Here is a 21,195-nt window from a genome sequence, read left to right on the forward strand (position 1 = left end):
CCTCTCTATATAATAAAAAGCCGATCATATGATTAATGCCACTCGCTTAAGGGCGAGTGGTATGTTTATTAGGATATTTGACTGCCTTTTTTAAAACTGCTCGGGGATATGGTTTCCTATTCCGTTTCTTGGGGAGAATAAGCCGTTTCCCACTTTCCCTGAGAGCCTTTAAGTTTTTTGGTATCGCTCCAGGGCTTCGTGTATCACTCGCCCAAATCATCTCGTCCATAATTAAAAATAGTGCATTGATAAAGCTGATCCGCAGGGGCTCAACTTCGTGCTGTTTAGCCATTTCAGCCATTTCCAACCTTACTATGTTGTAGCTGGTTAATATTCCCCATAACTCCTGATATACGCCAACTTTTTTCTTGCTTCGTAATACTGGCTTGTTCTGCAACTGATACTGCTTGAGCTCTCCGTAACTGCGCTCGATTTCCCAACGCTCCCAATACACTTTAACCAATGCATCAAATGGGTAGCGTTCCGGACATAGGCAAGAAGTAATAAAGCCTTTGATTTCACCTGTAGGCGTTGGGATAAGAATAAGTCGAGCCTGCCACTTTTTATCAAGATAAGGAGCAAGCTTTTGAGCTTGTGGTGAAACGGGCATATCAATGAGATGATCATGTTCAGTATAACTCTCAACGATGTCATAACGCATCTTAGCCTTGATTGGTGTTAACCAATGAGTGTTACTGCTTGCGCCACGCCAGGTGGTAAATAGCTCTGCAGAAGTGAACCCTCTATCAAAGAGTGTTAATGAATCATCAGGTGCTGAGCCCACTAGTTGTTGAGCATAGGATATTTCACTATTTGTCACTGGCCCAAAAGCAGCATCAGAGACAAGATGGCTGCGTGTTGACATCAATGTTACCGCCAGTACACTCGGAAGCGATGCCCCTTTTTGAGCAAAGCCGAAATGTTGATTTTCTTCTGTATTATGAGTTTTGAAATGTGTGCCATCGACACTAAGAAGCTTCAAACCGCAAACTTCATCAAAGTCTGACTGTTGCTCCCACTGTTGTGCTGTAGTTTTAAATAAGTAGCGCATAGGTTTATCACCGAGACGTTCTTTTCCCTTGATAATACTGCTTGTTGCCATAGGCGTGAATTTGCCATCCACATCAGGGAATGCCAACTCCAACTTATCACAGACATCTTGAATGGAGCGATTACGCTGGAGCCCAATCCCTAGAACTAGCCAAACAGCTTGTTCAGCGGGTAGTCGGCGTTTTCGGAGCGATGTTCGTCCCGTTTGTTGAATCGCTTCTTCAACCCACTCTAAAGGAATATGTTTACTGAACACATCGATTGGACGTTCGTGGCAAAACTCTGCGGTAATTTGTAACTCTTTTGAAAATTCAGACATAAAAAATCGGCCGTAACTTACGTTACGACCGATTATGAGGCATCTGGAGGATCGTTCAAGTAGCTAAACGAACGGCATTAAGATCATATACTCTGGCCTTTTTATTTGTCTTTTTTATCTTTAAATTAAGCTATTTTACTGTGCTCAAAATTATTAGTTTGAGGCTTTACTATCAGTTCGCTTGGGTCAAAGTCTTCTACACTAATGGTCGCTAAGCGACTTTTTTCAGCTTTACGAAGTAATAAGGCTTCTTTGTCTGAAATGATGTTTAGCTCTAAACCTACTTTGGCTACACGATCTAATTGCATGAATGGTAAACGTTGTTTTGACTCTTTGCATACGCGGTCATAAATTGGCTCTGCAGTTAAGATATCAATTAATGCTTCTTCCATTTTTCCTACAGGGTTAAATCGACTGGCTTCCAAGAATAAACCACGACCAATTCGACTACGAGCGCCTGATGGCTCTTGAAGGATACGAGCTAATTTATGGTCAAGTTTATCGCTTGGACCTTGGCGACGAAGCCCTGTCGGTAATAGGATGAAACGCATTGCACTAGCAATAAATCGATTTGGGAAGTTTGCTAATAGCCCATCAATTGCTTGCTCTGCTTGGTGAAGTGAATCTTGAACACTCCAATGAACTAGTGCTAAATCTTCTTTCTGGCGACCTTCATCATCAAAACGTTTTAGAGTCGATGTAGTTAAGTATAATTGACTTAAAATATCGCCAAGACGTGCTGACATGCGTTCACGACGTTTTAAACTTCCTCCAAGAACTGCCATTGAGATATCTGATAGTAGTGCAAGGTTCGTACTGTAGCGATTTACTTGTTGATAATAACGCTTTGTTTCATCGTTAAATGGCGTTTTAGAACCTCTGCCATCAGATAGACCAAACCATAATGAACGTATAAAGTTACTGATACCAAAACCAATATGACCAAACACTGCCGCATCAAATTTTTCAAGAGAGGCTTGCTTACCTTCTAGGTAGGCCGCATCCATCTCTTCAAGAACATAAGGGTGACAACGAATAGCTCCTTGACCATAAATGATCATTGAACGAGTTAATATATTTGCCCCTTCCACAGTGATAGCGATTGGAGAGCCTTGGTAACCACGCGCTAAGAAGTTTGAACTCCCTAAACAGATCCCTTTACCTCCGGCAATGTCCATACCGTCAATAGCAATGCGCTGCGCACGGTGAGTACAGTGGTATTTTACAATCGCAGAGATAACCGATGGTTTTTCACCTTGAACTATACCTGCAACAGTCAATGCACTTGCTGCATCCATCATATAAGCATTTCCTGCCATACGTGCTAGCGGCTCTTCGATCCCTTCCATTTTACCAATTGGCATTTTGAATTGACGACGAATACGAGCATAAGCCCCAGTCGCAAGTGCAGCAGTTTTTGCGCCGCCAGTGGCATTTGATGGCAGGGTTATACCACGACCAACAGATAAACATTCGACCAGCATACGCCAACCGTGACCTGCCATTTTTTCACCACCGATGATGTAATCAAGTGGAACAAATAAATCTTCACCTTGTGTTGGACCATTTTGGAATGGAATATTCATAGGGAAATGACGACGGCCAATTTTAACGCCTTCTAAGTTAGTTGGAATAAGTGCACAAGTAATGCCTAAGTTTTTCTTATTACCAATTAATCCATCTGGGTCTTGTAGTTTGAATGCTAAACCAAGAACAGTAGCAACAGGAGCGAGAGTGATATAACGTTTATTCCAAGTGATACGCATACCTATCACTTCTTCGCCTTCCCACATGCCTTTGGTTACGATACCAAAATCAGGAATTGAGCCGGCATCTGAGCCTGCTTCTGGGCTTGTTAAGGCAAAGCATGGAATTTCTTTACCTTCAGCAAGGCGAGGTAAATAATGATTTTTTTGGTCTTCAGTACCGTAATGCTGTAAAAGTTCACCAGGACCTAATGAGTTAGGAACTCCAACGGTAATAGAAAGCACGCCTGAAACACTCGTTAATTTTTGTAGTACACATGATTGGGCATAGGCAGAGAACTCTAAACCACCGTATTTTTTCTTAATGATCATAGCGAAGAACTTATGATCTTTTAGGTATTGCCATACTTCAGGTGGTAAATCGGCAAGCTCATGAGTGACTTCGTAATCATTAACCATACGGCAGACTTCGGTCACTGGACCATCCATGAACGCTTGCTCTTCATCTGACAGTGTATTTTTAGGAATATTATGAAGAAATTTCCAATCTGGATTGCCTTTAAATAGTTCAGCTTCCCACCAGACGGTTCCTGCTTCAATTGCATCTTTCTCTGTTTGTGACATTTCAGGCATGACGCTCTTGAATATAGCCAATGCCTTATTACTGAAAATAGATTGACGAATTGAAGGGGTGTTTAATGGCACTGCAATCACTAAGAAGACTGCCCATGTAATAGGACCTGCATAGCCTAATCCTGAACTCACAGCTAAAATAGCCGCTGTGACAAGGGTGGCAGTGCGTAGAGATTGTCGATGATAACTTAATGCAGCAAGTGCAATTAATGTTGTTAAAAGTGTCAGGGCCATGTGATTCTCCTTTTTCGGCGCTGCTCTGTTTGTAGAAACAGAGGGTATTACGATACTCGGTCGTAAAGTTATTGTGTGACGCTATTCTGATAAGAGGTCTAACCAGTTAATGTAAGTGTAGTTCTAATGTTAACAAAAAGTAAATAACGTTAGTGGTCAAAAAGTGATCCAGCTTGGGTAATTAATAAACAATTTTTATTTTTAAGTGAGTAACTTCTAATTTTGTTGGCTATCAATAGAGATATTTATGGCGTGTATAGAAGAAATATAGAGCGGATCTCTTTTAAAGGTTTGCCGGTATAGGTACACTGAGATTAGCCCCTAATAGGGAAAATAATAAATAGAGAGAATCCTATGTCTTATCAAGATCTGATCCGTTCTGAATTAACAGAAGCTGCTCAAGTACTGAATGACTTTTTAGCTGATGATAAAAACCTTGCTCAAATTGAATTAGCGGCAAAGACCATTGCAGACTCTTTTAAACAAGGCGGTAAAGTATTGTCTTGTGGTAATGGTGGTTCACACTGTGATGCCATGCACTTTGCTGAAGAATTAACGGGCCGTTATCGTGAAAACCGCCCAGGTTACCCTGGTATTGCTATTTCTGATCCTAGCCATTTATCGTGTGTAAGTAATGATTTTGGTTATGACCATGTTTTTTCTCGTTACACTCAAGCCGTTGGCTCAAAAGGCGATGTATTATTTGGTTTATCGACGTCAGGTAATTCAGGAAATATTTTAAAAGCGATTGAAGCAGCAAAAGAAAAAGGGATGAAAACTATCGCTCTAACAGGTAAAGATGGTGGAAAAATGGCTGGCCTTGCTGATGTAGAGATCCGAGTCCCTCATTTTGGTTATGCTGATCGTATTCAAGAAATCCACATTAAAATCATCCATATTGTTATTCAATTAATTGAAAAAGAAATGGAAAAATAATTCATTATACTGATCAATCTTGATAACTCTGTGAATTAAGGTTGGTCAGGTTGCGAATAAAGGAGTAACGCAAGAATGTGTGAATTACTCGGAATGAGTGCCAATGTACCAACCGATATTTGCTTTAGTTTTAAAGGGTTAGTTCAGCGTGGTGGTAATACTGGCCCGCATCGTGATGGCTGGGGGATTACTTTTTATGAAGGGAAAGGATTTCGCACATTTAAAGACCCTAAGCCAAGCTGTCATTCAAAAATAGCTGAGTTAGTGCAAGATTATCCAATAAAAAGTAAAGCAGTAATAAGTCATATTCGCCAAGCAAATCGTGGGGATGTTAATCTCGAGAATACACACCCATTTACGCGAGAGTTGTGGGGGAGGTATTGGACATTTGCTCATAATGGTCAATTAACGGGATTTAATGAGTTATCAACAGGACGCTTTAGGCCTGTTGGGGAAACTGACAGTGAACGTGCTTTTTGTTGGTTATTGAATCAATTAGAAGATAAATATCCTGAGCCACCTCAAGATATGATGCTGATGTTTGAGTTTGTGTCTGAGTGTTGTGATCATCTTCGAAGCTTAGGTGTGTTCAATATGCTCTTGAGTGATGGTGAGTACATTATGACTTACTGTTCGAACAATTTACATTGGATCACTCGACGTGCGCCATTTGGTCAAGCTTCATTAATTGATGAGGATGTGACTATTGATTTCCACAAAGAAACAACACTTGATGATGTAGTTTCAGTGATTGTTACACGACCATTAACGGACAATGAAGAATGGCATAAAATGAAAGTCGGTGAGTATGGCTTGTTTCATTTTGGTGAGTTAATTGCGGGTAATCATGAAACCGTTCCAGACATGGCACCACCGCCATCTGAATGCCCAGTTAACGCATAAACGAACTTTACGAAATAAAATGCCCATTGAAAGATAATATCAATGGGCATTTTTATTATTCAGTTTCTAATCCTGACTGACCTAATATATGGCCATCTAGTAAGGCTTTACCATTTTTCATTATCAATCTTTCTTCAACTAACCAATTAGCTACCATTGGGTAGATTACATGCTCTTGCGCCTGTACGCGTGATGCCACATCTTCAGTATTATCATCTGCAAAAATAGGCACTTTAGCTTGAAGTATGACTGGACCACCATCTAATTCAGGAGTGACAAAATGAACGCTCGTCCCATGTTCTTTATCGCCGGCATCAATAGCTCGTTGATGAGTATGTAATCCAGTGTATTTTGGTAGAAGAGAAGGGTGGATATTCAGCATTTTACCTTGATAGCGAAGAACAAAGTCTTCACTTAATATACGCATAAAGCCAGCAAGAATGATGACATCTGGTTTATGAAGATCGATCAGTGTTGCTAAAGCTTCATCATACTGTTCACGATTAGCATAATCAGCTGCACTTAAACAATGAGCGTTAATCCCTGAATTTAGTGCTCGCTGTAATCCATAAGCATCACTTTTATTTGAAATGACGGCAGCTATACGTGCGTTAGGGATTTTGTTACCACAAGCATCAATAAAAGCTTGTAGGTTACTGCCACTGCCTGAAACTAATACAACAATCTTCTTCATCATAATCGTCTTATTCTTTAAGTAATGAGAACTATTCGAACATAAATAATAGATATAAAAAAGGTGATCGAATAAGTGATCACCTTTCTATTTATGCTTTATGAGCTAGCTCAAAGTTTATATACCCGATTAACGGATCTCTACTTGTTCTTCGCCTTGCTCTGCAGCCGCTACTTCACCAATTACCCAAGCGTTTTCGCCTTCAGCATTCAGTAGAGAAACAGCTTGTTCTGCTTGATTTTTTGGAAGCGCAATAACAAGGCCTACACCACAGTTAAAGGTACGGTACATTTCATATGTATCAACGTTGCCTTTTTCTTGTAACCAGTTAAAGATAGCAGGCCATTCCCAACTCTTACCATTAACAACCGCTTTTGTACCTTCAGGAAGCACGCGTGGGATATTTTCCCAGAAACCGCCACCAGTAATATGAGAGATTGCATGAATATCATGCTCAGCAATCATTTTAAGTGCTGATTTAATGTAGATTTTTGTTGGTTCGATAAGATGGTCTGCAACCGTTTTACCGTTTAATTTTTCGGTAAGGTCTGCGTTTGATACTTCAAGAATTTTACGGATTAATGAGTAACCATTAGAGTGTGGACCACTTGAACCTACTGCGATTAATGCATCACCTGCCGCTACTTTTGTGCCATCGATGATGTCTTCTTTTTCGACAACCCCAACACAGAAACCAGCAACATCGTAATCTTCACCTTCATACATACCAGGCATTTCAGCAGTTTCGCCACCGATTAGTGCACAACCAGCTTGAATACAGCCTTCACCGATACCTGTAACTACTTCAGCAGCAACATCAATATCAAGTTTGCCAGTTGCATAATAATCAAGGAAGAACAGAGGTTCTCCACCTTGAACAATAAGGTCATTTACGCACATAGCAACCAAGTCGATACCAATCGTATCGTGCTTATTTAGATCGAGTGCTAAACGTAACTTAGTACCAACACCGTCAGTACCTGAAACTAAAACAGGTTGTTTGTATTTAGTAGGAAGTTCACATAACGCACCAAAACCACCAATGCCACCCATTACTTCTGGGCGACGAGTACGTTTTACTACGCCTTTAATTCGATCAACAAGTGCATTACCAGCATCAATGTCTACACCAGCATCTTTGTAGCTAAGAGAAGTTTTGTTGTCGCTCACGGAGGTGTCCTCGCCATAGGTTGGATTTCAAAAATCCGCGCCATTCTAACAGCACAATGTAAAAAGGGAAACGTTTGCGTAAGGGTTTTTGCATAATTTTTGTAATAAAAAATAATAAATTCGGTAAACAATTTCTTAGGCAGTAATTTATTTTACGATAACGCCATTTTTCAATGAAAAAATATGTATAATTAGAAGGTTTGATTAATGTATCTGGAGTCAGAAATGAAAGTTGTTGAAGTAAAACATCCGCTAATAAAACATAAAATTGGTTTAATGCGTGAAGGCGATATCAGTACTAAACGTTTTCGTGAATTAGCAACAGAAGTAGGTAGCCTACTTACTTATGAAGCAACATCAGATTTTGAAACAGAAAAAGTAACTATAAACGGCTGGAATGGCCCAGTTGAAGTTGACCAAATTAAAGGTAAAAAAGTAACAGTAGTGCCAATCCTACGTGCAGGTCTTGGTATGATGGATGGTGTTCTTGAGCATATTCCAAGTGCACGTATCAGTGTTGTTGGTGTTTATCGTGATGAAGAAACACTAGAGCCAGTACCATACTTTAATAAGTTAGCGTCTAACATTGATGAGCGTATTGCTCTTGTTGTTGACCCAATGCTTGCTACTGGTGGTTCAATGATCGCAACTCTAGACCTTCTAAAAGAAAATGGTTGTAAGCACTTTAAAGTACTTGTACTTGTTGCTGCTCCTGAAGGTATTGAAGCACTAGAAAAAGCACACCCAGACGTAGAGCTTTATACTGCAGCTATTGATGAGAAGCTAAATGACAAGGGTTACATCGTACCTGGTCTTGGCGATGCTGGTGATAAGATCTTTGGTACTAAATAATTTTAGTTACTTAAGTTAAGAATTAAAAAAGGCTTGATGTATTAATCATCAAGCCTTTTCTTACCTAGAACTATTTGTCTTCTTCCATTTGAGCATTATCAACAACATGGCTTTCGCCTAAGTCATTAGGAAGAATTAAATTAAGTGCAATAGCGACAATCCCACAAAGACTTACGCCCTGTAAGTTAAAGTCACCAATACCTACAGCCATACCGCCAATACCAAAGACTAAAGTTACGCCAACGATTGTTAGGTTACGTGCTTTATGTAAATCAACTTGATTTTTAATCAGTGTATTTAGACCTACCGTAGCGATAGAACCAAACAGTAAGATCATGATGCCCCCCATAACTGGAACAGGGATGGTTTGTAGCATAGCGCCTAATTTACCAACGAGAGCAAGAACAATGGCGCATACAGCAGCCCATGTCATGATCACTGGGTTAAATGCTTTGGTTAGCATTACTGCGCCTGTTACTTCACTGTAAGTTGTGTTCGGTGGCGCGCCGATAAGAGAAGCGGCCATTGTTGCAATACCGTCACCTGTGATAGTGCGGTGCAATCCTGGTTTTTTAAGGTAATCTTTTCCTGTCACGTTTGAAATTGCAAGCATGTCACCTACGTGTTCAACGGCAGGTGCGATTGCAACTGGGATCATAAATAGAATCGCATTAATGTTGAACTCAGGGAAAGTGAAGTTAGGTAGGGCAAACCAAGCGGCTTGATGAACTGGGGTAAAATCAACAACACCAAAAATAAGGCTAAGAGAGTAGCCAACTACGATGCCTGATAAAATTGGAAGAAGCTTGAAGAATCCTTTTGAAAAAACACTAACGCCAATAGTTGTAAATAATGAAGCTGCAGCTATCCAAAAGGCGAGTTGTCCATCAACTAATTGATAAGCACCATCACCAGTCTTTCCTAACGCCATATTCACAGCTGTAGGAGCTAAGCCTAAACCAATTACCATAATTACTGGGCCAACAACCACAGGAGGTAATAATTTATGAATAAACGCGACACCTCTAACTTTAATTACCGCGCCTAATGCAACATACACTAGCCCTGCGACCATTAGTCCGCCCATGGTAGCTGGAATACCCCATGTTTGAGTTCCGTAGATAATTGGAGCGATAAAAGCGAAAGAAGAAGCGAGGAAGATAGGAACAGAGCGACGAGTAACTAATTGAAAGAGAAGAGTACCAATACCAGCACCAAAAAGAGCCACGTTAGGGTCTAAGCCAGTAAGAAGAGGAACTAGGACAAGGGCACCAAATGCAACAAACAGCATTTGAAAACCTTGGAATAAATTGTATAGCATTTCCATTTCCAGTAATGAATTTGAGGGATTCTATCATTATTTGAGCAATAAATATCTTGATTTCACTCGTGAAAAAATAAAACTTTTTCCGAAAGTATTACTCTAATAGCTTGAAAGTTAGATCTGAGTCAATTCGAATCCTTGCTGAATAATAGGATAGCCCTTATTATCGGCGGTAAATTATAAAAGTAATTATAGGTTGTTTGATGTTACGTATCTTGTGTTTATTAATGTGTATGATTGCTAGTCCTGTTTTTGCGCAGCAGCAAACGGATCTTTATCATACCGAAGTGCAATTAACTGATGCAGAGAAAGCAGAAAGTTTAGCTAAAGAAGAAGGCTTGGTGAATGTATTGATCAAAGTTTCTGGTCAACAGGAAATTGCTGAAAACGAAGTGATAAAAAAGGCGTTAACACGAAGTGATCGCTACGTAACTCAAATGAGCTTTGTTGAACATGATGACGCCCCTCGTGGTATGAAACTAGGTTACAACTCAAGTATGGTTCTAAACTTGTTAATGCAAGCAGAACAGAGTATTTGGGAGACTCCGCGTAAACCCGTATTAGTTTGGGTCGTCAATGAATATAATTATCAGAGAAGCGTCATTTGGGAACAATCAAACAATTCATTAATCACTCGTATTAAGAATGCTGCAAATGAACGTGGTTTACCGGTTATGTTTCCTGTAGGAGATTTTGATGATGTAACATCTATCGAAATTCCAGATTTGTGGGGTAACTTTAAAAAGCCAATTGCAGATGCGAGTGAGCGTTATAATCCTCAAGCTATTTTAGTGGTTAAAGTTAGTGGTAATAGTTCAAGTTGGACGTTGTTTGATACGACTCCTCAATACCTTACGACGACATCGAAAAAACCAATTGAAGGCAAATCATCAGGTGCTGTTCAATTAGCTGATATGGTTAACGAGGTCAGTGATTATTTTGCTCAAACTTATACGAAAAATTTAGGTGCTGTTGCTAGTGATTCTGAAGTTGTATCGATTAAAGGGATTCATACAACAAGATCTTTCTTCACTTTAGAGAAGTTATTAAAGCAGATGAACTCAGTTGCTAGTGTTCAAGTTGATACAATTCAAGGTGATAAAGTTACCTATACATTAAGCCTATTAGGTGACTATCAACAATTTAATGATGAATTATTAAGTAAAAATACTCGTATATCATTGGTGCCTGAAGAACCTATCGTTAATGAGGACATCAGTTCTGAATTAACCACTGAAGTAACGAAAGATACAGCTGAACCTGAACTTAAAGAAGAGGCGCCTATCGTAGAAGAGAGTGCTTTGGTCGATGAGTTAGAAGTGAAAAAACTAGTGATTCATCAGTATCAATTAAGCGCAAATTAATCGATTTCAGTTAAATAAAAAGGTGACTATAGAGTTAATGCCAGTCAGTTAAGCGAACATCAATAAAAACAAGGGCTTCAGACGAATTTATTACAATCATTCTGGAGCCCTTGTTGTATCTATCTTTCACTCTCTTAACGGGTACTTTGCCATATCTATTAGACATTGAATAAATAGTGCATAATTACTCAATAAAGTGACTAACTGATCGGCATTAACTATAGAGTCACCTTTTTTATGTTTAATTATTCACCTTCAGTGAATTTTGCTTTTTCTATTTTTTCAACTTCAGATAAACGTTTCAGTTTTAATCCGAGCTCTTTACCTCGAAGGCGAGCGTAATAAATATTACCTACAAACGCACCTGTAGTAAGAATTACCTCAATCAGTGCAAAGTATCGTTCGCCTTCATCAAGCCAAAGAATGGTTAAACCATGTAAAAAATAAAACATTAAAATAAAGTTAGCCCAAGCATGAGTGTAAGGCTTACCTTGAATGATGCCCTTTAACGGAAACAGCATAGGAATTATCCATGCCACAGTCACGCCATAAGGGTTAATTAATGGGTGGGGGGAGAATGTACTATGCCAAAGTGTAATAAAAATGAGTAGTGCTAAATTACAAAACAAAGCAAGTAAACGGTAGCGCTTCGTCTCTGCGCTCATTGCAACTGAATCCATGTCTTTTCCTTGGTGTTGTTTTATAAAATTTCTAATACTTTCTCGGGTGGGCGTCCCATTCTTGCTTGGTTATTGTTAACTACTATTGGACGCTCCATTAGCTTTGGTGTTCGTGCCATTGCTTCAAATAATTGTTCGTCAGTCACAGAGCTATCACTTAGATTTTGTTCTTTATATTCAGTTTCTTTTGTTCTCATCATGTCACGAACAGAAGTAAAACCTAATTGAGAAAATAGTGCTTTTAATGCATCAGTACTCGGTGCTTCTTCTAAATATTTAACCACATTTGGAGTAATTCCTCTTTCTTCAAGTAACGCTAAGGTTTCACGACTTTTTGAACAACGAGGGTTGTGAAAAATAACAACAGACATATTTTTTCCTTTTGATTATAAGGTGCTAAAACGTTCTCGTGATAGACGGAGCTGATCAATTCTTGCGTCGTATCTAGCTTGGTCTAAACTTCCAAACTCAACCAATTGACTTGCTTGAGTATAATTACTGAGGGCTTTATTCCACATACCCTTTAAGGCATATACTTCAGCCCTTGCGGCTAATTCACCATTAGTACTGCCATTGTCATGGTAGGCCTTAGAAAGTAACTGCCATCCTGTAGGGTCATCTGGATAATCATGAGTATAACGCTGTAAAACACGTATGGCTTCTGACAGTTTATTGGATTCGGCAAGAGCGTGAGCATAGTTAATCGTTAATACTGGGTTATTTGGTAATTGCACTAAGCTGTCTTTTAAGCGTTTAACTGCTTGCTGATTTTTTTTTGTATAGAGATCTAAATCGGTAGCCGCATCAATATAAAATGTATTAAGAGGATCTTTTCTTAATAGAACATCCATGATTGGTTGTGCTTTGTCATATTGTTTTGAATCAATATACACTAGCGCTCTGCCGTAATTTAGCGCTTGTTTAATATCGTTATTGTGAGTTTTTGATTTACGAGAAAACCAGTCTAGAGCTGCGCCACTGTCAATACCAGCAAAGCGTGCAACAATACGAGACCGCGCAAGATGATAGCGTAATGAGGTATTTACTCGGCGCATAGGGTACTGTTGTGCTCTTTCTCTACTGTCGGTAATACGAGACGTTGGCAGTGGGTGAGTTAGTAGCATGGGTGGTGGTGTGCTTGCATAGCGGTATTGATCAGCTAGGCGAGAGAAAAATCGAGGCATCGCTGAGACATCAAAACCTGATTTAGCTAAAGTATCAATACCAAACCTATCTGCCTCTTTCTCATTACTACGAGTGTAGTTAATTGAACTTTGCATCGCCCCGGCAGTGGTTGCATGAATTGCTGCTATTCCGGCTTCTGGAGCAGCTATTGCTAATAATAAAGATCCAATAAGTGCAGCTACAGTAGCTGGTGAGCGCCTTGCTTGATCTTCCATACTACGAGCTAAGTGGCGTTGAGTTATATGTGCAATTTCGTGAGCGACAACAGAGGCTAATTCACTTTCTGATTGGGCGTATAAAAATAACCCAGAATGAAGTGCTACGTAACCGCCAAAAAAGGCAAAGGCATTAATTTCTCTATTATTAATTAAGAAAAAATGAAAAGGGGTTTTTACATCGCTCGCATTTGCGACTAATCGATGCCCTAGGGCTTGAACATATTCAGCTAAAACAGGATCATTAATAACAGGTTGGCTTGCTCGAAGCATACGCATATATGCATCACCATAGATTAACTCTTGGTCAATCGTTAAGGTTGATGCTGCTGTGGTCCCTATATCCGGTAAATTTAAATCGTTCTTTGCATAAACGGGAAGAGTACTTGTCAATAATGAGGTGATCAGTAAACAACTGGCCAGCTTTTTTAATTTGAACATGTCGTTTTTACAAATCCTTTTCAATAACATTCTCTTATAGAGAGATAATAACGTAATCTTGATGAATAAGAGCACCAAATTTAGAATTGGTTTCTTTTTTGTCGTAATTATGTGATTTATACTCTTTCAATTGAAATCTATCATATCTATAGAGTCGCTGAATGGAAACCAGAAGGTTAGATTTATCACAACATCGTTGCCCAATGTCGCTGTTATTAGCAAAACGGGCCAGTAAATCATTAATTAAAAATGAAATGTTACAAATCAAAGTCGTCGACAAAGCGTCTTTAAGCGATATGATGTCATACTTCGAACAGCATCTATTTGATATTCAATTAGAGCATGCTGACACCTGCTCACTTTTAACCATCATAAAAAAGTAGAACTTAATATGTTAGATATGGTTACACAGTGGTATAAACGCCGCTTTTCTGATCCTCATGCCGTTAGCCTTGTTGCGATTCTTATCGTTGGGTTTATCACGATCTACTTTTTTGGCCATTTAATTGCTCCCTTGTTAGTGGCTATTGTTCTTGCATATTTACTTGAATGGCCAGTGGTAAAACTGAGTAAATTAGGTATACCAAGAACACTGTCAGTCATGCTCGTTATTATTTTATTTATTAGCGTTATGTTAATGGCTGTTTTTGGGTTAGTTCCTACAATTTGGAATCAAGTCGGTAACTTAATTAATGATGTGCCATCGATGTTTAATGGATTGCACAATTTGCTATCTAGCCTTCCGGGACGTTACCCTGAACTGATTCAACCTCAATCGATTGATACTTTACTAGAAACCATTCGTGGCAAAGTTCTTGGCATGGGCGAAACCATGGTTAAAGGCTCATTGGCATCATTAGTCAGTATTGCTGCGTTAGGGGTGTATTTGATCCTTGTTCCGTTGCTTGTTTTCTTTTTATTAAAAGATAAAGAAGAGATGGTAAGAACAATGAGTAATATTCTGCCAAAGAATCGTCGTTTAGCGACAAAAGTATGGGTTGAGATGAATGAACAGATCAGTAATTACATTAGAGGAAAGGTAGTTGAAATTCTGATTGTCGGTGGCGTGAGCTACATTACTTTCTTTATTATGGATTTACGTTATGCCTTATTGCTCGCTGTAATGGTTGGGTTTTCTGTATTGATTCCTTATATAGGAGCCGCTGCAGTTACCGTTCCTATTGCTATTGTTGCTCTATTTCAGTGGGGATTAACGCCTGACTTTTATTGGTTGATAGTCGCTTATGGCATTATTCAAGCACTCGATGGTAATGTTTTAGTGCCTGTACTTTTTTCTGAAGCCGTTAACCTTCATCCGGTCGCTATTATTGTATCGGTACTGGTGTTTGGTGGATTATGGGGCTTTTGGGGGGTTTTCTTTGCCATTCCGTTAGCAACATTAGTGAAGGCGGTATGGAAAGCGCTTCCTGCAACAGATGAAGTGTTTAATAAAGCATAAGGCAGCTTAACAAATAAAAAGGCGGTGCTTTTAATAAGCATCGCTTTTTTATTTTGAGTTTTTAAAACGATTATTTCTCGTTTAGCTTATTTATTGTTTAAATAGTCCAATACCACTTCGTGGTGAGTTTTTGTCTTGAACTTATTGAAGACGTGTTCAATAACACCTTCTTCATTGATCAAAAAGCTAATGCGGTGTAATCCATCATAAGTTTTCCCCATGAATTTTTTCTCACCCCAGACACCAAAAGCATCAGCAGCGGCATGATCTTCATCTGATAATAATGTGAAGTTTAACTCGTCACGTTCGATGAATTTACCTAAACGTTTTACAGGATCAATACTAACACCAAGAGTGACGACATTATGGGCATCTAATTCGGCTTTAATATCACGAAGACCTTGAGCTTGAACTGTGCACCCTGGAGTCATTGCTTTTGGGTAGAAATAAAATAAAACCTTTTTACCTTTTAAATCAGAAAGAGAAATAGACTCTCCATGTTGATCAAGAAGTGAAACGTTTGGTGCAGGAGCCCCTGCTTCTAGTGGTGTGATCATGATATTTCCTTTTGAATTACTTTTTATTATTAGAGGGAATTTTTATAAAAATTAATTTTACCGCTGACACTTAATAAAGCACATAGAGATTCAAACTCTTCTTGGATCTCCATAATATGACATTCTTGAAAGATCTCTGCGGTGATTTGAATTTGAAAAGTATTTTGGTGCTCTCCCTTTTTAAGAGTTTGCGCACTTAGCGTTTTTAAATCGATGTCTCGATTTGCTAGGAAGTCAGTAAACTTCTCAGTTAAGCCCGGACGATCTTCTGATTCAACGAACGCATCAATCGTATAGAAAATATCTTTCTCTTGATGGGGAGAGGTTCGTTTCATCATGGTCGTTAAATCATGCTGTTGTCCAAGTAAAGGTAGGGTATTTTCAATACGAGAAATCGCGTTCGCTGTGCCAGACAACAACATGATTAATGTAAACTCATTACCAAATGAGGCGATACGGCTATCTACGATATTGCAGCTTGACTCAGTGACAAGGCGAGTCACCTTATTAGAGATACCAGGTCTGTCTGTACCGACCGCGGTAATTACAAGGTATTGAGGCATAAAAAACTCGTTGTTGAAAAAGATAACCCAATACTAACACGCAAGTGATTGTGTGATAAGCAAGCAATAGTGAACAATCGTCAAAAAAAAGACTCTACAACATAGGCTCTTATGTAATATCCTTGAGGTATATTGAGTGAATGATTTTGCTCATTGCATAAGAAGATGAAAACCAGATAAAACATCATGGTCAAGGACTATGACTCTTTGCAATGATATTAATGAATAACAAAATTAGTTTACACGTTCAAGCTAAGATAAAAGGGAGAAGGATATGTTCTCAGGTAGCATTGTCGCATTAGTAACACCATTAGATACTGATGGTGAAGTAGATTACACCAGCTTAAAAAATCTTGTTGATTATCATATTGATGCCGGTACAAATGGCATCGTTGCTGTGGGTACAACGGGAGAGTCAGCGACATTAAGTGTAGAAGAGCATGTCAAACTAGTAATGAAAACACTAGAGTTTGCAGATGGACGTATTCCTGTTATTGCAGGTACTGGTGCTAATGCCACTCATGAGGCGGTAACATTTAGTAAGCTTTTCCATGACTCAGGTGTTGCTGGCTGTTTAAGTGTGACGCCTTACTATAACAAACCAACACAAGAAGGTTTGTTCCAGCATTATAAAGCGATTTCTGAAGCAACAGACATTCCTCAGATCCTTTATAATGTACCCGGACGTACTGCGGTTGATTTGTTACCAGAAACGGTTGCTCGTCTGTCAGAGTTTGACAACATTGTTGCACTAAAAGATGCAACGGCTGATTTAGATAGAGTTGCACTGACTCGTGAACTTTGTGGCGAAAAATTTATCCAACTTAGTGGTGATGATGCAACGGCGCTTGATTTTGTTAAGTTAGGCGGTCACGGTGTTATTTCGGTAACCTCAAATATTGCAGCAAAAGAGATGGCAACGATGTTCGCACTAGCGGCTCAAGGTAAGTTTGAAGAAGCGGAAGTGATTAACCAACGCTTAATGCCACTACATAAAGATTTATTCGTTGAAGCAAACCCAATTCCTGTGAAATGGGCAGCACATCGTTTAGGTATGATTACTCATTCAGATATTCGTTTACCATTGACGGAGCTAAGCTCATCATTACAGCCTGTGGTTGAACAAGCCTTAATTAGTGCTGGTGTGTTGAAATAATAGGATTGAAAATGAAAGTGAACACTCGCTTTGTTGTTGGATCATTAATGATTGCTGTTTTATCAGCATGTTCAAGCAGTCCAACAGAGCGTCGCCAAGCTAAGCAAGACTTTAAGTATTTGGATACGCCGCCGCTCGTTGAGTGGAAGCAACCTGCTGATGCTAAACCTGAGTTTTATCCTCAATATGATATCCCTCAAGGAGAATTTATTGGTGGTATTGGTAAAGATGTCGATATTCGTCCACCTCAGCAGGTTCTTGAGCTTATTCCTGGTGCTCGATTTGAAGAGTTAAATGGAGAAGTGACTGTTTGGCTGATTAAAGAAGAAGAGGTCGATAAACTTTGGCAGACCGTGTTAACTTTAATTAAAAAACGCGATATCGGTTTAAAAGTGCAAACTGATTCTGAATTAGAAACGGATTGGATAAAGTGGAACTCAGAAGATGAAGACCATGAGTTTGGTGCTCGCTATAAGATCAATAAACTAAGTCAAAATAGACGTTCTGGTTTCCAAATATCACTGATTGATTGGCAAGTAGATGGTAAGCAAACAGACGTTACTTTGGCTAATAAAGCGCGTTACAACATCTTGATGACAAATTTAGTAACGTCAGCTTACGATGCTCAATTGCGTGAAGAAGCGCGTATTCGTGCTGAGGAATTAGTGAAGCGTATTCCTATTTCTATGGGACAAGATAGAAGTGGTCTTCCAATTATTATTGCTCGTGCGCCTTATAATATTTTCTGGGAACGTCTTGGTGAATTATTACCAATGATGGGGTTAGAAATTGAAGATAGAAACCGTTCTCAAGGTACCATTAAGGTAAAATATAGAGAGCCTGATGATGAGTATTGGGAAGAAATAGGAACGAAGCCATTGGCTTTTGAAGGCCGTACTTACAATCTATTATTAGGTGATTTAGGTAACCGAACATCGATTAATGTTACAGATGCTGCTGGTAAGCCTGTAGATGAAGCAACGTTGGATTCTGTTGTTCCAGTTTTAGCTGCGATGATTGAAAAATCAAATAATGCACCTAAAGTGAAAACGGAAGAAGAGTAGAATTTAGTATTAAATTAACAGCGTTTATTTAAATAGTTAAAGACGTTCACATTAGTGAACGTCTTTTTTTTTCATTGTTTTGTTCTGTAATGATGCTTTCTTCATTTGAGGATGTTATTGAATTATCGTCTTCTGATGATTCATGTTCATTTTTTTGTGAGTAAAGCTTTTCCTTTGATTTAAATTTCATATTTGCTGTTGCTTTTAGGGCTGCAAGGTTACCAATAACAACACTTAAAACGATGACAATAATAACCCAAGGATTCATTAACCATTCCATATTTATTCCTTATTAATATTAGTAATGTAGCGAACAAATAACGTATCAATGTGTTTAATAATAGTATCTTTTCCTGCTAATTCGACATTTTCCCATGCGTTTAAAAGTACTTCGGGAGTTAATTCGGTCATAAATAGTGAGCTTTGCTCTTTATGGCTCACATGCCAAGGTTCAATAGCGACGCCTTGTCTGTCTACTTTATAAGGAAAAAAGAAACCATGCTTATGTGCATTTTCTTGTAGCCATATACTAAACGAGGCTTGGTGCCCTGTATTATATTCCCAAGGTTCTAGCAGAAGCGCTGTGTTTTCAGGGAGAGTATTTGATGCATAAATATCAAGATCTGTACCCCAATGATGACGACTTCCACCAGGAAGGGCAGACCAACGCATAATTGCATGGATTTTATCTAGCTCACTCATATTGTCAGTATTCAGTGGCTGCCCATCTTCACCTAAAATAGGACGGATCCCATTGAACTTATTATTCCAAATCATTAATTGACGTTCAAAATCACGGAAACTGCTTGCAATGGTAAGTGTAAAACCTGCGTTGAGTGCCGCCTGTGTTAATGCGTAAAAAGAAGTAACGCAATGGCGATGAAGTTGACGATTAGCTGTTACAAAAGAGAGGTGTTGGGTTGAAAGACCTGTAAGTTGTGCTTTTTCCATAATTCACCACATTAAAGGAAGAGAGGGTCGAAACCCTCCCATCATATACTCAAAAATCATCAAGAAAATAGATTATTAAGCACTTGTTGATACATATCAGTTAGCTTTTCTAGATCATCGACTTTAACGCATTCGTTCACTTTGTGAATTGTCGCATTAACAGGACCAAGTTCGATGACTTGAGACCCCATTTGAGCAATAAAACGCCCATCAGAAGTACCACCAGTGGTCAATAGTTGAGGTTTTTGCTGGTTGACTGTATCTACTGCATCAACAACAGCTGTTAAAAGATCACCTGTATCGGTTAAGAATGGAAGGCCATTGATGATCCAATCTAAATCGTATTCTAAATCGTACTTATTTAAAGTATCAATGACATGCTGTTGTAGGCCTTCAACCGTAGATTCAGTACTAAAGCGAAAGTTGAACATGATTTCTACATCACCAGGTATTACATTAGAAGCGCCAGTACCTCCATTAATATTAGGAATTTGAAAACTTGTTGGTGGGAAGTAATTATTACCGGTGTCCCACTCTGTTGTTGCTAGTTCTGTTAATGCTGGCATCGCTTGATGAATAGGATTACGTGCAATATGTGGATAAGCAACGTGGCCTTGAATCCCTTTCACTGTTAAATTTCCAGTCAGAGAGCCACGACGACCATTCTTTACAACATCACCCACATACTCAGTACTAGATGGCTCACCGACAATACACATATCGATGATTTCATTTCGATCTTTTAGGGTATCAACGACGCGTGTTGTTCCATTAATAAATGGACCTTCTTCATCAGAGGTAATTAAGAAAGAAATAGAGCCTTTATGGTTAGGATGCTCTGTAACAAAGCGTTCAACGGCCACAACCATGCAAGCCAAAGAACCCTTCATATCAGCAGCACCACGAGCGTATAACATGCCATCAATGATTGTTGGTTCAAATGGATTGGTATTCCAATGATCTAATGAACCAGTTGGTACTACATCGGTATGACCAGCAAAGGTAAATAAAGGCGCTTCAGTACCACGGCGAGCCCAAAAATTAGTCGTATCTTCAAATACCATCACTTCTATTGTAAAACCAAGCGCTTCTAGCCGTTTTATCATAAGCTCTTGGCAACCGGCGTCCTCAGGGGTAACAGATTGGCGGCTTAATAAATCTTTTGCAAGAGCTAACGTTGGGGTGTCTGTCATGGTGTATTCCTTTACTTTATCTTTAATTAGTCATCAAAATTACGAGTTTTAAACGGTAAATAGAGTTTCATATTGAGCAGGTTTAAACCCTAAGTGGTATTCATTGTTATGAACTAATACAGGGCGTTTAATCATGGCTGGCATTTTTAGTAATAATTCAATCGCACTTTCTTCATTTAGAGTATTTTTCTGCTCATCCGTTAATTGGCGGTAAGTTGTGCCTCTTTTATTGACAACATTTTCCCAGCCAAGCTGTTTAACAAAAGTTGTCACCATCTCTTTATCAATACCATCAGTGCGGTAGTCATGATAAGTAAAGTTGATTTCATTTGCGTCTAACCATTTTTTACACTTCTTTATCGTATCGCAGTTTTTTATTCCGTAAATTGTAGTCATGGCTTTCTTCATTATGTTATTAATTATTAACTCCTTTATAACGAGAATTGAACCAATACGCCAGTCTTGAGCATAATTTATCATTCTATTGATTATTATTTGAAGTGACTCGTCTTTTTCTTAAGTACATTATTTTTGTTTGTATAGAAA

The 21,195-nt window shown here is 38.9% G+C and carries 22 protein-coding genes; 8 read left to right on the forward strand and 14 right to left on the reverse strand.

Translation table 11 applies throughout. The features are described 5' to 3' along the window. Positions 1-46 precede the first annotated feature (46 nt). Both AC2IP4_RS03045 and fadE read right to left on the reverse strand, forming a co-directional pair. The gene (locus tag AC2IP4_RS03045) at positions 47-1,369 is read right to left on the reverse strand and encodes an IS4 family transposase (RefSeq protein WP_486310548.1); all 1,323 of its coding nucleotides are present in this window, start codon (positions 1,367-1,369) and stop codon (positions 47-49) included. 125 nt (positions 1,370-1,494) lie between these two features. Further along, positions 1,495-3,942 carry an acyl-CoA dehydrogenase FadE gene (fadE, locus tag AC2IP4_RS03050; RefSeq protein WP_486310549.1) on the reverse strand — a complete coding sequence of 816 codons (2,448 nt, stop codon included), beginning with the start codon at positions 3,940-3,942 and terminating at the stop codon, positions 1,495-1,497. Between the two features lie 354 nt (positions 3,943-4,296). On the opposite strand from fadE, the gene lpcA reads away from it, so the two are divergent. Further along, complete coding sequence (gene lpcA, locus AC2IP4_RS03055) at positions 4,297-4,878, forward strand: D-sedoheptulose 7-phosphate isomerase (protein ID WP_045102705.1); 582 nt, start codon at positions 4,297-4,299, stop codon at positions 4,876-4,878. 75 nt (positions 4,879-4,953) lie between these two features. After that, positions 4,954-5,781, forward strand: coding sequence for a class II glutamine amidotransferase (locus tag AC2IP4_RS03060; RefSeq protein WP_375321065.1), 828 nt, complete (start codon positions 4,954-4,956; stop codon positions 5,779-5,781). A gap of 55 nt (positions 5,782-5,836) precedes the next feature. Here the strand turns inward: AC2IP4_RS03060 and purN are convergent, their stop codons facing one another. Further along, positions 5,837-6,475: a phosphoribosylglycinamide formyltransferase gene (gene purN, locus AC2IP4_RS03065; protein ID WP_375322814.1), complete on the reverse strand. Its 639-nt coding sequence runs from the start codon at positions 6,473-6,475 to the stop codon at positions 5,837-5,839. A gap of 129 nt (positions 6,476-6,604) precedes the next feature. Further along, complete coding sequence (purM, locus tag AC2IP4_RS03070) at positions 6,605-7,645, reverse strand: phosphoribosylformylglycinamidine cyclo-ligase (RefSeq protein ID WP_375321064.1); 1,041 nt, start codon at positions 7,643-7,645, stop codon at positions 6,605-6,607. Between the two features lie 225 nt (positions 7,646-7,870). On the opposite strand from purM, the gene upp reads away from it, so the two are divergent. Continuing rightward, positions 7,871-8,497 carry a uracil phosphoribosyltransferase gene (upp, locus tag AC2IP4_RS03075; protein ID WP_060991633.1) on the forward strand — a complete coding sequence of 209 codons (627 nt, stop codon included), beginning with the start codon at positions 7,871-7,873 and terminating at the stop codon, positions 8,495-8,497. A 70-nt stretch (positions 8,498-8,567) separates the two neighbouring features. Here upp and AC2IP4_RS03080 read toward each other — a convergent pair whose 3' ends face one another. Continuing rightward, positions 8,568-9,818 (reverse strand): uracil-xanthine permease family protein, encoded by a 1,251-nt coding sequence (locus tag AC2IP4_RS03080; RefSeq protein WP_486306694.1) that lies wholly within the window; start codon positions 9,816-9,818, stop codon positions 8,568-8,570. A gap of 206 nt (positions 9,819-10,024) precedes the next feature. Between AC2IP4_RS03080 and AC2IP4_RS03085 the strand changes: the two genes are divergently transcribed. Continuing rightward, a complete protein-coding gene (locus AC2IP4_RS03085; protein ID WP_375321062.1) occupies positions 10,025-11,185 on the forward strand; it encodes a DUF2066 domain-containing protein in 1,161 nt (386 codons plus the stop codon). Between the two features lie 245 nt (positions 11,186-11,430). Here AC2IP4_RS03085 and AC2IP4_RS03090 read toward each other — a convergent pair whose 3' ends face one another. From AC2IP4_RS03090 to bepA, 3 genes are read right to left on the reverse strand one after another with little or no spacing between them, the layout of a single operon-like run. Then, entirely contained in the window at positions 11,431-11,865 is a 435-nt protein-coding gene (locus AC2IP4_RS03090; protein WP_105055279.1) for a DUF2069 domain-containing protein, read from the reverse strand. Between the two features lie 20 nt (positions 11,866-11,885). Beyond that, complete coding sequence (gene arsC, locus AC2IP4_RS03095) at positions 11,886-12,236, reverse strand: arsenate reductase (glutaredoxin) (RefSeq protein ID WP_375321060.1); 351 nt, start codon at positions 12,234-12,236, stop codon at positions 11,886-11,888. Between the two features lie 15 nt (positions 12,237-12,251). Continuing rightward, a complete protein-coding gene (gene bepA / locus AC2IP4_RS03100) occupies positions 12,252-13,706 on the reverse strand; it encodes a beta-barrel assembly-enhancing protease (RefSeq protein ID WP_375321059.1) in 1,455 nt (484 codons plus the stop codon). Positions 13,707-13,867: 161 nt separating this feature from the next. Here bepA and AC2IP4_RS03105 point away from each other — a divergent pair, with 161 nt between their 5' ends. Both AC2IP4_RS03105 and AC2IP4_RS03110 read left to right on the forward strand, forming a co-directional pair. Beyond that, positions 13,868-14,089: a sulfurtransferase TusA family protein gene (locus tag AC2IP4_RS03105; protein WP_375321058.1), complete on the forward strand. Its 222-nt coding sequence runs from the start codon at positions 13,868-13,870 to the stop codon at positions 14,087-14,089. Between the two features lie 8 nt (positions 14,090-14,097). Continuing rightward, entirely contained in the window at positions 14,098-15,165 is a 1,068-nt protein-coding gene (locus AC2IP4_RS03110; protein ID WP_105055275.1) for an AI-2E family transporter, read from the forward strand. Positions 15,166-15,251: 86 nt separating this feature from the next. Here the strand turns inward: AC2IP4_RS03110 and bcp are convergent, their stop codons facing one another. Then, on the reverse strand, positions 15,252-15,719 hold the full coding sequence (gene bcp / locus AC2IP4_RS03115) for a thioredoxin-dependent thiol peroxidase (protein ID WP_375322813.1): 468 nt from the start codon (positions 15,717-15,719) through the stop codon (positions 15,252-15,254). A 32-nt stretch (positions 15,720-15,751) separates the two neighbouring features. Then, positions 15,752-16,285, reverse strand: coding sequence for a glycine cleavage system transcriptional repressor (locus tag AC2IP4_RS03120; protein ID WP_375321057.1), 534 nt, complete (start codon positions 16,283-16,285; stop codon positions 15,752-15,754). A gap of 274 nt (positions 16,286-16,559) precedes the next feature. Here AC2IP4_RS03120 and dapA point away from each other — a divergent pair, with 274 nt between their 5' ends. Further along, entirely contained in the window at positions 16,560-17,441 is an 882-nt protein-coding gene (gene dapA, locus AC2IP4_RS03125) for a 4-hydroxy-tetrahydrodipicolinate synthase (protein ID WP_105055272.1), read from the forward strand. Between the two features lie 11 nt (positions 17,442-17,452). After that, entirely contained in the window at positions 17,453-18,505 is a 1,053-nt protein-coding gene (gene bamC / locus AC2IP4_RS03130; protein WP_375321056.1) for an outer membrane protein assembly factor BamC, read from the forward strand. Positions 18,506-18,551: 46 nt separating this feature from the next. On the opposite strand, the gene AC2IP4_RS03135 is transcribed toward bamC, so the two are convergent. From AC2IP4_RS03135 to AC2IP4_RS03150, 4 genes are read right to left on the reverse strand one after another with little or no spacing between them, the layout of a single operon-like run. Further along, positions 18,552-18,785 carry a DUF2897 family protein gene (locus tag AC2IP4_RS03135; RefSeq protein ID WP_375321055.1) on the reverse strand — a complete coding sequence of 78 codons (234 nt, stop codon included), beginning with the start codon at positions 18,783-18,785 and terminating at the stop codon, positions 18,552-18,554. Positions 18,786-18,787: 2 nt separating this feature from the next. Then, on the reverse strand, positions 18,788-19,456 hold the full coding sequence (locus tag AC2IP4_RS03140; RefSeq protein ID WP_105055269.1) for a M15 family metallopeptidase: 669 nt from the start codon (positions 19,454-19,456) through the stop codon (positions 18,788-18,790). Between the two features lie 59 nt (positions 19,457-19,515). Further along, the gene (gene dapE, locus AC2IP4_RS03145; protein WP_375321054.1) at positions 19,516-20,649 is read right to left on the reverse strand and encodes a succinyl-diaminopimelate desuccinylase; all 1,134 of its coding nucleotides are present in this window, start codon (positions 20,647-20,649) and stop codon (positions 19,516-19,518) included. A 48-nt stretch (positions 20,650-20,697) separates the two neighbouring features. Next, positions 20,698-21,045 (reverse strand): ArsC family reductase, encoded by a 348-nt coding sequence (locus tag AC2IP4_RS03150; protein ID WP_375321053.1) that lies wholly within the window; start codon positions 21,043-21,045, stop codon positions 20,698-20,700. Positions 21,046-21,195: the final 150 nt, after the last annotated feature.

The sequence above is a fragment of the Aliivibrio thorii genome (assembly GCF_057368585.1).

Coding starts and splice junctions, on each gene's coding strand:
- AC2IP4_RS03045 (WP_486310548.1), bottom strand. CDS start 1,369: ATGTCTGAATTTTCAAAAGAGTTACAAATTACCGCAGAGTTTTGCCAC.
- fadE (WP_486310549.1), bottom strand. CDS start 3,942: ATGGCCCTGACACTTTTAACAACATTAATTGCACTTGCTGCATTAAGT.
- lpcA (WP_045102705.1), top strand. CDS start 4,297: ATGTCTTATCAAGATCTGATCCGTTCTGAATTAACAGAAGCTGCTCAA.
- AC2IP4_RS03060 (WP_375321065.1), top strand. CDS start 4,954: ATGTGTGAATTACTCGGAATGAGTGCCAATGTACCAACCGATATTTGC.
- purN (WP_375322814.1), bottom strand. CDS start 6,475: ATGAAGAAGATTGTTGTATTAGTTTCAGGCAGTGGCAGTAACCTACAA.
- upp (WP_060991633.1), top strand. CDS start 7,871: ATGAAAGTTGTTGAAGTAAAACATCCGCTAATAAAACATAAAATTGGT.
- AC2IP4_RS03080 (WP_486306694.1), bottom strand. CDS start 9,818: ATGCTATACAATTTATTCCAAGGTTTTCAAATGCTGTTTGTTGCATTT.
- AC2IP4_RS03085 (WP_375321062.1), top strand. CDS start 10,025: ATGTTACGTATCTTGTGTTTATTAATGTGTATGATTGCTAGTCCTGTT.
- AC2IP4_RS03090 (WP_105055279.1), bottom strand. CDS start 11,865: ATGGATTCAGTTGCAATGAGCGCAGAGACGAAGCGCTACCGTTTACTT.
- arsC (WP_375321060.1), bottom strand. CDS start 12,236: ATGTCTGTTGTTATTTTTCACAACCCTCGTTGTTCAAAAAGTCGTGAA.
- bepA (WP_375321059.1), bottom strand. CDS start 13,706: ATGTTCAAATTAAAAAAGCTGGCCAGTTGTTTACTGATCACCTCATTA.
- AC2IP4_RS03105 (WP_375321058.1), top strand. CDS start 13,868: ATGGAAACCAGAAGGTTAGATTTATCACAACATCGTTGCCCAATGTCG.
- AC2IP4_RS03110 (WP_105055275.1), top strand. CDS start 14,098: ATGTTAGATATGGTTACACAGTGGTATAAACGCCGCTTTTCTGATCCT.
- AC2IP4_RS03120 (WP_375321057.1), bottom strand. CDS start 16,285: ATGCCTCAATACCTTGTAATTACCGCGGTCGGTACAGACAGACCTGGT.
- dapA (WP_105055272.1), top strand. CDS start 16,560: ATGTTCTCAGGTAGCATTGTCGCATTAGTAACACCATTAGATACTGAT.
- bamC (WP_375321056.1), top strand. CDS start 17,453: ATGAAAGTGAACACTCGCTTTGTTGTTGGATCATTAATGATTGCTGTT.
- AC2IP4_RS03135 (WP_375321055.1), bottom strand. CDS start 18,785: ATGGAATGGTTAATGAATCCTTGGGTTATTATTGTCATCGTTTTAAGT.
- AC2IP4_RS03140 (WP_105055269.1), bottom strand. CDS start 19,456: ATGGAAAAAGCACAACTTACAGGTCTTTCAACCCAACACCTCTCTTTT.
- dapE (WP_375321054.1), bottom strand. CDS start 20,649: ATGACAGACACCCCAACGTTAGCTCTTGCAAAAGATTTATTAAGCCGC.
- AC2IP4_RS03150 (WP_375321053.1), bottom strand. CDS start 21,045: ATGACTACAATTTACGGAATAAAAAACTGCGATACGATAAAGAAGTGT.